The sequence below is a fragment of the Spiroplasma endosymbiont of Nomada ruficornis genome (assembly GCF_964030795.1).
In the GTDB taxonomy this organism is placed as follows: domain Bacteria; phylum Bacillota_I; class Bacilli_A; order Mycoplasmatales; family VBWQ01; genus Spiroplasma_E; species Spiroplasma_E ixodetis_A.
In genome coordinates, this window is record NZ_OZ034962.1 from 525,533 (window position 1) to 540,795 (window position 15,263).

Consider the following 15,263-nt stretch of genomic DNA (forward strand, 5'->3'; position numbering starts at 1 on the left):
CCTTATCAATGACCAAGTGTTATACGATCATTAACATTTATATCTCGTTCTTTAATTGATTTACCATTAAACTTGCCACGATTTTCTTTAGATTTTCGTTTTTTACCTTTTCTTCTTAAATTTTTACTAGTAACTTTATCAAGCATTCCAAAATAAATTCAAGTATAAATTGTTTTAAAACTAATAACTCACTCTTTATGAAAATTTTTAATTATGCCATAAATTTGTTCAGGTTATCAACCTAATAGTAATTTTTGTTGTACATATTTTACTAAATTCTTATTTTTAAACTTATGAAAACTAATATGTGATTGTTTTCGATTTTCAGCTTTATTTTGTGCAATTAATGAAAAATAATGATTATTATCTTTATTTCTATTAATTTCTCGAATAATAGTACTAATACTTCGATTAATATTTTTAGCTATTTCACTAATTTTAAATTTAAATTTCAATTGATTCTCAATATAAATCCTTTCATCTATGCCAAGATGTTTATAACTCATATAAAAACTCCTTACTTTTTTCTAAACTAAATTTAGCATTATGAAATTTTTATATGAGAATTTTTTGCAATTTTATTTACTTGCACTTACAAGTATAATTCAGCAATAAAATTTGATAGTAAAATATATGTTAAATTTTTTTATAAAATTTAAGGAATAAAAGTATCTATTTTTCAAAAAATAATATGATATAATATGTGGGTGAAGGATATAGCGGAAAAGGTCTTTCATGTACTTATTTTCTAAGTTTGGTCAAAGATAGTGTGGAAATATATATTATTATAGTAATGTAGAGTTTATTAACTTTTATCTTTTAAAGATAAAAAAATATTAATTTTAAAAAAGAGTATTTAAATCAAATGTAGTCTAAAAGCAAAGAGGGGTATTGTCATGATTAAAATATATGTTTCGCCAAGTTGTTTGTCTTCAAAAAAAGTTATTCAATTTTTTGATAAACATAAAATTCCATATATTAAACGTAATATTATCCATAATCCATTGACCGATACTGAAATTAAATTATTATTAAGATTTGTACCAAATGGTGTTGGTGATATTATTTCAACAAGAGCAAAGTTTATTAAAACACATGCTATTAATATTGAAAAGTTAACAATGTTACAAGTTTTTGATTTAATTAAAACTTCACCAACTGTTTTAAAACGTCCAATTATTGTTCAAGAAAATAAACAACGTATTCAAATTGGTTATAATGAAGACGAGATTGAATTATTTTTACGTGGTTCTATTGAAAACGAATTTGAAGATTCTTGTGAAATATTTTAATTGAAATATGATTGGAATACATGATGAAAAATTATAAATTTACAATTATTGCTAATAAATATGAGAATTCTCAATCATTAGCTAAGGAATTAAGGGCCAAGTTATTGGCCCTTAAAGCACTTGAAGATACTTCTTTTCCAGATATTGTTTTTATTATTGGCGGTGATGGAACATTTTTAAAAGCTGTTCATGATTATAATAATATGCTCAATACTGTTAAGTTTGTTAGTTTTAAATGTGGTAATCTTGGTTTTTATGAAAACTTTTTAAACACAGAAGTTGACAAAGTATTAATGTGAATTGATAAAAATGATAATAATTTAATAGTAAATAAATTTTCATTATTAGAAGTAAATATTAATAATAAGATTTTATATGCTATTAATGAAGTTAAATTTGTTAATTTAACAACAACTCTTTCATGTCAAGTGTTAATTAATAATCAATTATTTGAAAACTTTCGTGGTTCTGGTTTAGTTATTGCAACAAGAACTGGTTCGACGGGTTTAATGAAATCACTTGGTGGTGCTGTTTTAATTTCAAATCATAACTTAATGCAATTTCATGAAATGGCTCCAGTAGATAATAATAGTTATCGCAGTTTAAATTCACCACTAATTTTGGATGAAAATCATGAAATTACTTTGAAAAATATTCAAAAAGATAGTAAATTGAGTGATTTTGGAAAATTAATTGTTGATACTTTTGATTTTAATGATAAACTAAATGATAAGGTAACAATTAAATTATCAGAATTAACGTTACAAGTTTTAGAATATCGACTTAATCATTATTCTTTACTTGCTAAAGTAAAAAAAGCTTTTATTCAAGAAGATTAAGAAAATATTTAAAAATATATTAATTAAGGAAGGTAATCATGCCAATTTGACAAATAGTATTATTAGTTATTGCATTGTTATTTGCTGCGGCTAGTATTGGGATTTGAATATGAAATGTTAGTACAGCTAAAAAATTACGCAATCAACAAGAAAGTAGTTCAAAACCTATTAATAAACCACAAAAATTCCCATTTAAATTACAAAATTTTATTGTTGATTTAGGGGGAATTGATAATATTAAAGAGACAACAGCAACAGCAAATAAAATTAAGGTAGAGATTATTGATCATTCAAAAATTAATTTTAATAATCTTAAAAAAATTAAAAATCGTGGTATTTTAGACCAAGACGATAGTGTTAGTTTAGTCTTAGGAACTTATTGTAATAATTTAAGTATTGCTATTAATGATCTTATTAAATTAAATAATGAGAAATAAGTTATTTTTTGTAATATCCATAAATACCATTAATTAAAACATAAGTGTTAGTATAGCCCAATTCTCTGAGTGTTAGTGCAGCAGCAGTTGAACGATTTCCTGCATTACAAATAGTTATAATCACTTGATTTTTGTTTTCAATATATTTACTAGGATTTTTAATCAAATCATAGTAAGGAATATTAACAATATTAAGTTCACCATTATCATTTGTTATTTTTTTTAAAATTTGATATTCAGCAACATCACGAACATCAATAATTAAAGCTTTATTTTTAATTTTATCAAAGTCTTTATTTGAAATTGAAATTTCATTTTGAATTTTATGTTTAAACATAAGTTATGACCTCCTAAAATAAAATTGTTCTATAACTTATTTTAACATTTTATTATGCTATAATGCTCATAGTTGCGACAAAAAATGGAAGCTAAGGAGTAAATAATGTTAAAAGAAAAATTCCTTTTTAAAGAAGGAAAATATGAATTAATTGTTGAATTAGGTACAATGGCTAATTTAGCAGAACAATCAGTAAAAATTACTTATGGAAATACAGTTGTATTAACAACTGTATCATATAATGAAGTTATTAATAATCAAGATTTTTTTCCATTACAAATAGTTTTTCAAGAAAAGTTATATTCAGTTGGTAAGATTCCAGGTGGTTTTTTAAAGCGTGAAGGTCGACCTAGTGAATATGCAACACTATGTGCTAGATTAATTGATCGTTCAATCCGTCCATTATTTCCAAAAGGTTTTGTTAATGAAGTGCAAGTTGTAAATAATGTTTTTGCGTTAGATGATGCTTGTGATGTTAGAGTAAATGCAGCTTTTGGTACTTCACTTGCTTTAGGATCAAGTAGTTTGCCATTTCAGGGTCCTAGTGCTACTGTTGTTGTTGGTAAAATAAATGATGAACTTGTCCTTAATCCAACACAAGAGCAATTATTAAATTCAAAAATGGAATTGATTGTTGGTGGAACAAAAGATGCCATCAATATGGTTGAAGCTGGATGTCATGATATTTTAGAAAAAGATATGATTAAAGCATTAAAATTTGCACATGAACATATTATTAAATTAATAATTTTTCAAGAAAGTATCATTGAAAAATTAAAACCAAATAAATTTAAACCACAGTTAGCATTAATTCCTGTTAATATTGAACAATTTGTAGAAACAAATTGTCAATCACAAATTAGTAAAATTAGTACTACTGTTGATAAAAAAAGTCGAAGCAACTTGATTAAAAATTTAGTTGAAGAAACATTTCAAAGTTTTAAAAATAAATTTAATCAAGAAGTTTTAAATGTTGGTGAAGAAACAACTATTCATAATTTACGCAAAAGTATTGATCAATTATTACAAAAAGCAATGCGTACTATGATTTTAAAAAATAATGTACGAGTTGATGGACGAAAAGCAGATGATATTAGAAAATTAACAAGTATGATTGATGTTTTACCTATTGTTCATGGTAGTGCAATGTTTACTCGTGGTGAAACACAAGTTTTATCAGTTTTAACTTTGGGTGCACTTGCGGAACATCAAATTATTGATGGATTAGGTAAAGAAGAGTATAAACGTTTTATTCATCATTATAATTTTCCTCCATTTTCTGTTGGTGAAACCGGAAGAATGGGTGTTCCTTCACGACGTGAGATTGGTCATGGCGCCCTTGGTGAAAAAGCATTATTACAAATTATTCCTCTTGAAAAAGATTTTCCTTATACAATTAGATTAGTATCAGAAGTATTAGCATCAAATGGTTCAACTTCACAAGCAGCAATTTGTGCTTCATCAATGGCATTAATGGCTGGTGGTGTACCGATTAGAGCTGCAATTGCTGGTATTGCCATGGGTTTAATTAAAGAAGAAAAAGATTTTACAATTTTAACTGACATTCAAGGATTAGAAGATCACTTAGGTGATATGGATTTTAAAGTGGCAGGAACAGCTAATGGTATTTGTGCTTTACAAATGGATATTAAAATTACTGGTATTGATTTTAATATTATTACACAAGCTTTAGAAAAAGCCAGAATTGCGAGATTACAAGTATTAGCAAACATGAATGAAGTAATTAAAAAACCTAGAACTACATTGGCACCTAATGCTCCAAAAATTATTCAAAAGTTAATTCCAATTGATAAAATTCGTGATATTATTGGTTTTGGTGGGAAAGTTATTAATAAAATTATTACCGACTGTGATAATGTTAAAATTGATATTGAAGATGATGGACGATTGATGATTTATCATAATGAACAATCAGCCATTGATAAAGCTTGACAAATTATTGAAAGTATTGTTAATCCTGTTCAAATTAAAATCGGTTCTGAATTTGATAGTAAAGTTGTAAAAATTGTTAATTTTGGTGTTTTTGTTAATTTACAAGATAAGATTGATGGTTTAATTCATATTTCAGAATTTTCAAAAAAATTTAATAAACGTATTGATAATTTAAATAATGTCGTTAAAATCAAGGATATAATTAAAGTTCGAGTAATTAAAGTTGAAGATAATAGTAAGCTTAGCTTAGAAATTATTGATAAATAATTTGAAACTATTTTTAATGAAAATTAATTACAGTTTTATTATTAAATTAGTGTTAAAATACTAATAACATAATATAGCAGCATCTTGGGAATTTAAGTTAAAGTTTTAATTTTTATGTTCTTCTAAGATATTAAATTTTATAAAATAAAAATAAAGAAAGTAGAAAACTGGTGAAAACATGGCAAAGATAAAAGTATTTGCTCTGGGTGGATTAGATGAACGTGGTAAAAACTTATATGTTGTTGAAGTAAATGATAAGATATTTGTATTTGATGCCGGCATTAGACTCCCAGAAAGAGAAATTTTAGGAATTGATATTATTATTCCAGATTATACATATTTAAAAGAAAATAAACATCGTATTCAAGGTATATTTATTTCAAAACCATCTGATGATGCTTTTGGAGCACTACCTTATATTTTAAAAGACTTTAATAAAATAAAACCCGAGTATAAAGTTCCAATCTTTACTAGTAAACTAACTGATTTTATGATTAAGCAGAAATTAGAACGTTTTCGTTTTATTAATCAAAATGAAATTATAATTAAAACTATTGAACCCGAACAAAAAGTATCATTTGGTAATGTTGTTGTTAAAACATTTAAAACAACTACTTCAATTCCAGGTAGTTTAGGTTTTGTTCTAACTGTAAATAATGGTGAAAATATTAAATTAAATGAAACAATTGTTTATACGGGTGATTATATTTTTGATGGTGAACATCGTAGTGATTTTACTACTGATATTCAACATTTAGCTAGTGTTTCTAAAAATGATGTTTTATTATTAATTAGTGAAGCAACATGTGCCAATAGAAAAGCTTTTACAGCTCCTAAGCATAAAATTCAAACTATTATTGAGCCAGTATTAAAAGAAGCACCAGGAAGGGTTATTCTTGCATGTTATGATCAAGATTTATATCGTGTTAGTGAAATTCTTAATGCTATTAAAGAAACTGACTCTAAACGTAAAATTGCAGTTTATGGTGCAACTTTATATGATATTTTATTAAAAGTTAATGATTTAAACGCTTTCAATATTGATAAATCACAAATTATTAATTTAGCACAAACAATTGGTACTAAAGATACAGTAATTATTGTTACTGGTAGTGGTGAGCGTTTATTTACTAGAATGAATAAAATTGCTATTGGTAATGATGATTATTTAAAACTTGAATCCCAAGATACAATAATTTTAGCAACTCCACCAATTCCAGGAAATGAATTGGCTCATGCAGACTTATTAGATGACTTAGCACGTACTGATGTTAAAGTTATTAATATATCAGAAAAACAAGCTTGAAGTTTAAATGCTTCTTATGAAGATATTAAGTTAATGGTTAATATTATTGAACCAAAATATTTTTTGCCAGTTAAAGGTTTATATAAAGATTTTGTAGCAGCACAAGCAGCAGCCATTGATGCTGGTGTATTACATAACAATGCTTTAATTCATGATAATGGTGAAGTTATTACTTTTGAAAATGGTAAATTAATTGATAATTTTGTTAAACAGTATGTTGCACGTCCTTCTCGTTTTAATGATAAAAATGCTACTAATAAAACAACAGATAACTTAATAAAAACTGGTGATGTATATGTAGATGGTATTGGTGTTGGTGATATTGGTTCCATTGTTATTAGTGAAAGAAAACAATTACAACGTGATGGTATTTTAATTACAGGAGTGACAATAAATCGTAAAACTAAAGAAATTGTTTCTTTAATTGATGCACAAATGCGTGGTGTTGTTTATTTAACTAATAATGAAGAAATGTTGAAAAAATTGCAAAACATTATTATTAATGTTATTGAAAAATATAAAACTAATAATGCTTTTAGTCTTAGTGAAGTTAAGACTAAAATGAAAAATGACTTACAAGATTATATTAAAAAAGAAACTGGTAAGTTACCTATGATTTTAACAGTTGTTAATGAAATTTAAGGTTAATGATATTATCATTAACCTTAACTTATATAATTTTTCATAGCTGAATTATACTTGTAAGTGCAAGTATAATTCAGCATATAAATTAATTGTTAAATAAATATAAATAAGAAAAATGATTTATTTTAAATTTTTAAAATCTAGAAAATAATGAATATGAAATTTAAATAATACATTTTTTATGATAAAAGTATTAAAAAATTAATATTGTTTTTTGCAATAATAAATCAAAAATCGATTATAGAAAGATATTACATATATCAATTATGTTATACTCTTTTTATAAGTTATTTTGTGGAGAATATTAAGAGGTGATGTTCTTATGATTAAAAATGGCATTAAAATATCAAAATCTCAATCTCGTGGTGATGAAGTTGGATTACTTTTTTTCTTATTAGTAATCTTCTTTTTCCTAATGGTTAGTTTAACTAGATTTTCAATAATTGGTAAAGTACTTGATGATTTTCTTTTTTCTTTTTTATTTGGGTGAATGAAATATGCTGTTTATTTCTTTCTTTTTTTAATGATTATTCCTTTAGCTTTTGGTTATCGCATGCAATTTAAATTGAAGTATATTTTTGTTTATTTTTTATTTTTAGTGATTAGTTGTTGGACGACGCAAACTTTAACTTTAATAATTTTAGGAAAGAATAATTTATGAACTAGTTATTATAATTTAAACCTATTAAATATTAGTAAAATATACGTTAAAACATGATGAAATACAAATGGTATAAATAATTATCTAGGTTTTTTTGCTTCACCAATTTCTTTTAAAGATTTTAGTGTTGAAACCTTTTTTCCAGCATATGCTACTGGTGGCATTATTAGTAATGTTTTAATAGGTATTTTTAATTATGGTTTTTTTGTTACTAATTTAATTGCAAACTTTATTAGTATTTTTTCTTTAACTTGTTTATTTATTTTTAATAAACCTTTTATTTTCTTTAGCAAAATGAAACAAATTATTAAACAAATTATTATTAATAATAAAAATAAAAAGCAAAAAAATAAAATAAATGCTGATTTAAAACAAAAACATATTAAGTTAAAAAAAGAAAAATTATTAATTGATAAACAAGTTAAAAAATCTTTTAGAAAAGAAAATAGTTTTAATAAGGAATCAAAGAAGGAACCGCCTATATCACCAGTAAAAAAAGCAGAAATAAAACAAAATGAAATAAAACAAAATGAAATAAAACAAAATGATAATAGTGACATTATCAATAAACCTTCTTCGCCTATTGTTTATTTTAATGAAAATAGTTATTTAACTCCTTTTGGTAAAATTGACCCTGAAAAACAAAAAGATGTAATGAGTAATAGCAAAGGTACTCTGGTAGTTAAAAAAAGTTTAGAAGATAGTATTTTAAATCGTGAAATTCTTAATGATAACGAAACTATTATTAATAACGAATCATAAGTAATTAATAATGAATAAAATTAAGAATTTACTTTAGGATAAAACATTATATTAATGTTAAAATCAAAGTATCTTTTAATTTGTTAATAAATTTAGGTGAACTAATGGCAGAAAAATCTTTACTACAAATGAAAATTAAACTTTTACCTCATATTGCTGGATGTTATTTATTTAAAGATATACATAATAATTTAATTTATGTTGGTAAAGCTAATTCATTAAAAAAACGAGTAACTTCATATTTAAATAAAGCCAGTAATTTTAAAACAATGTTATTAGTTAATGATATTCATGATGTTGAATACATTACGACATCTAATGAAAAAGAGGCTTTAATTTTAGAACAAACATTGATTAAAAAACATCATCCTAAATATAATATTTTGTTAGCAGATGATAAAAAATATCCTTATATTCAAATTACTAATAATCGTGATCCACAATATCGTTATGTACGTAGTGCTACTAAAAAAGAGGGACATTATTATGGACCATTTCCCGATGGTACTGGTGCGCGTGAAATTTTAAAGTTATTGGAACGAATTTTTCCATTACGAAAATGTGCTGGTAATCTTGGTAAACCTTGTTTATATTATCATTTACAGCAATGTTCTGGTGCTTGTTTTAAATCGGTACCTATTACTTATTATGAAGATATGATTAGTAAAATTGATCAATTTTTCAAAGGGAATGTTACTGCTGTTAAAAAAATATTAATTAATAATATGAATATTAGTGTTGAAAACTTACAATTTGAAAATGCTAATCGTATTAAAATTTTGTTATCAAAAATAGATTTATTTTTATCACAACAAGTTGTTGAATTTCAAGATTATGGAAATCGCGATTTTATTAATTTTTTAATTGAAGATGAAATGGTTGTTTTAATTACTTTATTTTATCGTAATGGTAAATTGCAAGCTAAAGATGAACAAATAGTTCAAAATAATTACTTAGAAATTCAAGATTTAATTCGTAATTATTGTCAACAACTATATAGTAAAAATACATTGCCAAATGAAATATATTTACCATCAAATATTGATTTAAAACAATTAAAATTATTATTTCCACAAATAAAATTTATTAATCCAATTAAAGGAACAAAAGAACATATTTTAACATTGGCAAAAACCAATGCCATTTACGCATGAAATAATTATTTACAAACTAATCAATTTAATGCACCGTTAAATATGATGAAAGTATTATCACAATGATTAAAAATTCCTAATTGAAATCATTTAGAGGTTTTTGATGTTTCTAATCTTCAACAAAGTGCTAGTGTTGGCGGTATGATTGTTTATAAGAATGGTAATCCTAGTTTTAATGATTATCGCAAATTTTTATTAGATCCAAAAATTATTGATGATTATCATCGTTTTTGTGAAATGATTTATCGTAGATATCATCACTTAGTTATTAATAAATTGCCACTTCCTGATTTAATTATTGTTGATGGTGGAAAACCACAAATTAGTGCTACATTAGAACAACTAACATTATTAAACTTAACAATTCCTATTATTGGATTAGTTAAAAATAAAAAACATCAAACTGATAAAATTATAAATGATAAAATGCAAATTATTAATATTCCTAAAACTGATGCTTGTTTTTTATTTTTGAGTAAATTACAAGATCAAGTTCATAATTATGCAATTAAATATCATAAAACAAAACGAAGTCAATCAATGATAAGTAGTGTTTTATCATCAGTACCAGGAATTGGTTTACAATTACAAAATAAAATATTACAGCAATTTCCAACTTGACAATTATTGCAAAATGCTACAAAAACAGAACTTTCATCATTAGTTAAATCAAAAGTAATTTTAGAAAAACTATGAAAAGAATTACATAGTTTTGAATAATATATTATTAAGAAATAAATAATAACGTAAATAAGATATTTATCTAAGTTACTAATGTAAAAATATCAAAAATTAGATAAAAAATATCTTAATGTTTTAAGATATTGAAAATTTTAAGGTATTGCTTTCGTTTGTGAAAGAATTTTGCATTTGTAAATCGATACTACTAATATGTTCTCAATTTTCAATACTATTTTTATCTTTTGGCATATAATAGTCAATAATTTTTTTTCTATTTTCACTGGCATTTTTATTAATTTCTTTTTTTTCAATTGGATTTCAATTTGGAGATGAAGGAATTAATTGTTTTATAAATACTTTATTTTTATAAGTTAATTGATGTTCTTTTTAATAGTCAAAGTATTTTTTGATTGTAATAACATACAAGCATGATTTCATGCCGAATTTCCTGAATTATCTTTATAATCAATATCAACTGGTCATTCATTTATTAAATAAGTTACTAATTTTTGTCAATCATTTAATACTGCTATATGTAATAATGAATACTTTTCTTTTCCAAACTTGATAATATTAATAAAATCTTTGGGAGCGTACCGATGTTGTCAATAATATTCAAATTTGTCTTTAAATTATAAGTTTAGACGAGAATAATTTAGACTTCAATATGCAATTGTAAGTTAATCTTAACACTTCAAAAATATTAGTCAACAATAATACTTACTTTTATAACTCAAAAATTCTTATTAAAGTTTTCTTTAATAAGTTTTATTTTATTTTTATTTATTTGCTAAATTGTAAAGGTAAGTGCAACTAAATTATTTTTCTATCCAAATATTCGATTGGTGAAAGATAATTTAGTATTTTTCTCGGTCTTTGATTTAAAGACAATATAAATTTATGAACTTCATTTTTATTAGTTTTTGAAAAAATAAATTTTTTAGGAAATTTTTCTCTAATTAAACCATTAGTATTTTCATTAGTACCTCTTTGTCAAGGTGAATATGGATTGGCAAAATAAATTTTTACATCTAAATTTTTTTCAAGTTGTTGTCAATTTGAAAATTCTTTGCCACGATCAAAAGTAATAGTTTTAACAATGTTTTTAGGAAGAATTGATAAATAATAACTGACATTTTTATTAATAACTTTAGTAGTTCTGTTTTTAACTAATATTGCTAAAGTAAATCGTGATACTCTTTCAACTAAAGTTATTAAACATGATTTGCTTTTACCTCGTGATGATACTATAGTATCTCCTTCTCAATGACCAAGTGTTATACGATCATTAACATTTATATCTCGTTCTTTAATTGATTTACCATTAAACTTGCCACGATTTTCTTTAGATTTTCGTTTTTTACCTTTTCTTCTTAAATTTTTACTAGTAACTTTATCAAGCATTCCAAAATAAATTCAAGTATAAATTGTTTTAAAACTAATAACTCACTCTTTATGAAAATTTTTAATTCTGCCATAAATTTGTTCAGATGATCAACCTAATAGTAATTTTTGTTGTACATATTTTACTAAATTCTTATTTTTAAACTTATGAAAACTAATATGTGATTGTTTTCGATTTTCAGCTTTATTTTGTGCAATTAATGAAAAATCATGATTATTATCTTTATTTCTATTAATTTCTCGAATAATAGTACTAATACTTCGATTAAGATTTTTAGCTATTTCACTAATTTTAAATTTAAATTTCAATTGATTCTCAATATAAATCCTTTCATCTATGCCAAGATGTTTATAACTCATATAAAAACTCCTTACTTTTTTCTAAACTAAATTTAGCATTATGAAATTTTTATATGAGAATTTTTTGCAATTTTATTTACTTGCACTTACAAGTATAATTCAGCAAATTTAAGTTTTAATTTATAATAACTGGATAATTGTATTTATTTGATAACATTTAAAATTAACCATTTTTGTATACATATCAATGTTATAAGTTCTATCACCAATCATATGCTTTAAAATTTGTTTAATATTAGTTTCAGTAAAGCAACCAATATTTTCAACTAATGCTTGGTTTAATACACCATCTTTTGCATTAATAAAATAACCAACTTTTAATTTTTTATATTGTAAAGTTAATGATTGTAAAAAATCAATTAATTCATAATATTGACCTTTGGCAAATAAATTTATTGCATTTTGATAGTGTAATTTAGCAATTTGATTTTTTCTTCTTCCTGCCATTATACCAAGAAATAAAACATGAAAAGCATGAAATTTATCTAAAATAAATTTAGCATTTAAAATTGTAGCAGTTTTTCTAATTCATTTTGCACTATCTCCACAAACTATTAAATTTGCTTGGTCAAAGTTTTCAAAAAATAAATTACCATATTTTTCTATTAATTTTGCGGTTTTTTCAGCACCAATTTCTGTTTTTGAAACTCTTATTTTACATACAGCTCTTTTATTAATTAATTTTCCATTTTTCTTTTTACCAGTACACATTACTATTAATCTCATCGAACATTTTTTACAATTTTTAGTATTGTGTTTTTCATTAAACTTAAATTTTCGATGACCATCATCAATATTTACATATAAATTTTGATTTGGTTGTAATGGTATTTTGGGAATATTTGCTTTTGGTAATTCAAATTTTTGATATGTTCTACAAACTGTACTATTACTTATTAAATCTTCAATAAAAGTATCACAAACATCACGATACTTTTTACCATCAGCAAAATATTTTAAAATTTGTTTAATAACGTTAGGTGCAAGTTTACTATATTTTTTAACACCAAGATAATTATCTAATAATGATACGTACTCCATTTTTTGTGTTTTTGTGTTATAATGTGTACAAATACGTCGCTTATAAGTTAATAAACCTTTTTTTGCTTTTAATTTTCGTTGTCTAAATCTATATGATTTATATTCAGATTTATCACATATACTTCATAAATAATCATCTATTTTTGCAAATAATTCTTCTGTTTGTTTTAAACTTAATTCATCTTGATTAAAATCATGTTTGTCTCAATCAAAATGATTTGCGAATGGTAATATAAACATTTTTAATGTTCCTTTCTAATTTTTGTTTGTTAATAATTTAAGTTTAATTTTTTTTTAAAAATAAGGAGTAAATATGGCTTTTATTAGTAGTTATGGACAATTAAATAAAAAATATAATCTTAATTTTAGTGATAATAATTATGGTTTTAGTTGAGATATTTTTAAAGAATTTGTTGGTGATGAATGAGCAGAATATTTTACTACTAATTGTTTTTATCGTTTTGTTCCAACAGCACGTGGAACAAGAAAAACTTGAAACTGTTTAGCATTTGATTTATTTATATGTTGTAATTTTAGAGATAGTAGTGTTCAAGAAGTAAGAAGATATGAAAATACTCATAGTGAAACTACAATTGGTGCTTTAATGAATGTTTGTCAAGTTTTATTAGATACATATAATATTAATTTATTACCTAATAATCCACATGGCATTAAATGAAAAATTACTAAGGATGGGGGATGTATTATCTTTCCAAGTAATCAACAAATTGACTTTATTGGTTATGCTAATGGTAATAAGATTTTTGGAAAAGAAGCAGGTGGGTCAAGTTTTTTAGGTTCAAGAACAGATGAAATTATTATGGCAGAAGAAAAAGAAACATTAACTGAAAAACAATTAACATATCGATATGAACGTTTACAAAACTCTATGTTTAGAAGTAATCGTATTAAAGTATCAAATAAACCTATTAAAGAGTGAAGTTGAACATTTATTGATAAAAATATATATAGTTCTACCTTTGGACAAAAGATTACTCGTTATTTTTATAAAAGTTTTTTCATTACTTTTACATGTAATCCTTATGATAAATATCATCCATTTTATTTAAAATACTGTACACCATTTTTACCATTAAATGATGAAGTCATGAAAAATCTTAAAAAAGTTGGTAAAGTTTATTATGAAAATAAAGATATGTTTAGTGGTTTAGGTTTATTTGTTTTAAGATTTACTATTCAACCATTTTGAAATAAATTACCTGACATTCAACAAAGAACATTATTAGAAATGGAAAAAAGTAATCCAGATGAATATAATACTGTTTATTATGGTTTTGAATTTTTAGATAGCGATGCAACAATTTTCCCATTTCAAAAAACAGTAAAATATTGACAATCATATGATTTAAAACAATTTTATAATCAAGAAAAAGAAATGTATAAATTTGATTTTTATAGTGTTGGTATTGATTGAGCTACGGGACCAAAAGACCATACTGTATTTATGGTAGTTGGTTTTAAAGAATATAATAATACTGGTTATTATGATGCTTATATTATTTGTGAATTAGTAGTTACTCCAAATGATTTTATAAATGAAAATGAAAAAATTAATGCTTATGTTAATGAAATTTTAGGATTAATGGATAATTTTGAAAATTTTGAACAAGCAATTTATTTTTATGATGATAAAGCAAGAACAGCAATGGATTGATTAAATCAAAAATTAATTGATGAACACAATACTATTTTAATAACACAAACCGCTATTAAACATGCTTCAAATTTAAATCAAGAAGCCGGATTAACTAATAGAGTAGTTTGAATGAGAAATATTATGAGTTATGGAAACTTTTATGCAAATAAAGATGATTTACCAAAAACAACTCAATGTTTAGAAGAATTACGTTATGACCAAACCAAAACTAACATTCCTGACAAAAATATGTATCAAGACCCTTATGATGCATTATTTTATGCATTATATCCATATAAAAATGTAATTAGGGGTAAAAATAATGCTACTGTAAAAAAAAGTATCTTCACATTTGCAATATAATAAATAAGCGCAATACAATTAATATTATAGGTATCAAAAAATAAACACCTTTAATTTAGGCGTTATTTTGCTTTTAAAAGCATACTTGTAAAAATAATCAAAAA

The 15,263-nt window shown here is 23.8% G+C and carries 13 protein-coding genes; 8 read left to right on the forward strand and 5 right to left on the reverse strand.

All coding sequences use genetic code 4. The features are described from left to right. Positions 1–2: 2 nt before the first annotated feature. Both AAHM79_RS03165 and AAHM79_RS03170 read right to left on the reverse strand, forming a co-directional pair. Positions 3–146: a hypothetical protein gene (locus tag AAHM79_RS03165; protein WP_342258114.1), complete on the reverse strand. Its 144-nt coding sequence runs from the start codon at positions 144–146 to the stop codon at positions 3–5. 87 nt (positions 147–233) lie between these two features. Then, positions 234–506: a helix-turn-helix domain-containing protein gene (locus AAHM79_RS03170; protein WP_342258115.1), complete on the reverse strand. Its 273-nt coding sequence runs from the start codon at positions 504–506 to the stop codon at positions 234–236. Between the two features lie 390 nt (positions 507–896). On the opposite strand from AAHM79_RS03170, the gene AAHM79_RS03175 reads away from it, so the two are divergent. Genes AAHM79_RS03175 through AAHM79_RS03185 form a run of 3 tightly spaced genes read left to right on the forward strand, consistent with a single transcriptional unit; the run spans position 897 to position 2,568 of the window. Beyond that, positions 897–1,292, forward strand: a complete 396-nt coding sequence (locus AAHM79_RS03175) for a Spx/MgsR family RNA polymerase-binding regulatory protein (RefSeq protein ID WP_174481244.1) — start codon at positions 897–899, stop codon at positions 1,290–1,292. Between the two features lie 20 nt (positions 1,293–1,312). Beyond that, entirely contained in the window at positions 1,313–2,131 is an 819-nt protein-coding gene (locus AAHM79_RS03180) for an NAD(+)/NADH kinase (protein ID WP_342258116.1), read from the forward strand. 38 nt (positions 2,132–2,169) lie between these two features. Beyond that, a complete protein-coding gene (locus AAHM79_RS03185) occupies positions 2,170–2,568 on the forward strand; it encodes a hypothetical protein (RefSeq protein ID WP_342258117.1) in 399 nt (132 codons plus the stop codon). Position 2,569: 1 nt separating this feature from the next. Here the strand turns inward: AAHM79_RS03185 and AAHM79_RS03190 are convergent, their stop codons facing one another. Then, complete coding sequence (locus AAHM79_RS03190; protein WP_252320544.1) at positions 2,570–2,905, reverse strand: rhodanese-like domain-containing protein; 336 nt, start codon at positions 2,903–2,905, stop codon at positions 2,570–2,572. Between the two features lie 105 nt (positions 2,906–3,010). Between AAHM79_RS03190 and AAHM79_RS03195 the strand changes: the two genes are divergently transcribed. The 4 genes from AAHM79_RS03195 to uvrC all read left to right on the forward strand — a co-directional run bounded on the left by AAHM79_RS03195 (position 3,011) and on the right by uvrC (position 10,373). Continuing rightward, complete coding sequence (locus AAHM79_RS03195) at positions 3,011–5,125, forward strand: polyribonucleotide nucleotidyltransferase (protein ID WP_342258118.1); 2,115 nt, start codon at positions 3,011–3,013, stop codon at positions 5,123–5,125. 178 nt (positions 5,126–5,303) lie between these two features. Continuing rightward, positions 5,304–7,073, forward strand: coding sequence for a ribonuclease J (locus tag AAHM79_RS03200; protein WP_342258119.1), 1,770 nt, complete (start codon positions 5,304–5,306; stop codon positions 7,071–7,073). 325 nt (positions 7,074–7,398) lie between these two features. Further along, positions 7,399–8,499, forward strand: a complete 1,101-nt coding sequence (locus AAHM79_RS03205) for a hypothetical protein (protein WP_342258120.1) — start codon at positions 7,399–7,401, stop codon at positions 8,497–8,499. Positions 8,500–8,603: 104 nt separating this feature from the next. Then, positions 8,604–10,373, forward strand: coding sequence for an excinuclease ABC subunit UvrC (gene uvrC / locus AAHM79_RS03210; protein WP_342258121.1), 1,770 nt, complete (start codon positions 8,604–8,606; stop codon positions 10,371–10,373). A 774-nt stretch (positions 10,374–11,147) separates the two neighbouring features. Here the strand turns inward: uvrC and AAHM79_RS03215 are convergent. Further along, entirely contained in the window at positions 11,148–12,098 is a 951-nt protein-coding gene (locus AAHM79_RS03215; RefSeq protein WP_342257214.1) for an IS30 family transposase, read from the reverse strand. A 120-nt stretch (positions 12,099–12,218) separates the two neighbouring features. Next, a complete protein-coding gene (locus AAHM79_RS03220) occupies positions 12,219–13,379 on the reverse strand; it encodes an Mbov_0401 family ICE element transposase-like protein (protein WP_338957526.1) in 1,161 nt (386 codons plus the stop codon). 73 nt (positions 13,380–13,452) lie between these two features. Between AAHM79_RS03220 and AAHM79_RS03225 the strand changes: the two genes are divergently transcribed. Beyond that, positions 13,453–15,159 (forward strand): hypothetical protein, encoded by a 1,707-nt coding sequence (locus tag AAHM79_RS03225; protein ID WP_338958622.1) that lies wholly within the window; start codon positions 13,453–13,455, stop codon positions 15,157–15,159. The last annotated feature ends 104 nt before the right edge of the window (positions 15,160–15,263 follow it).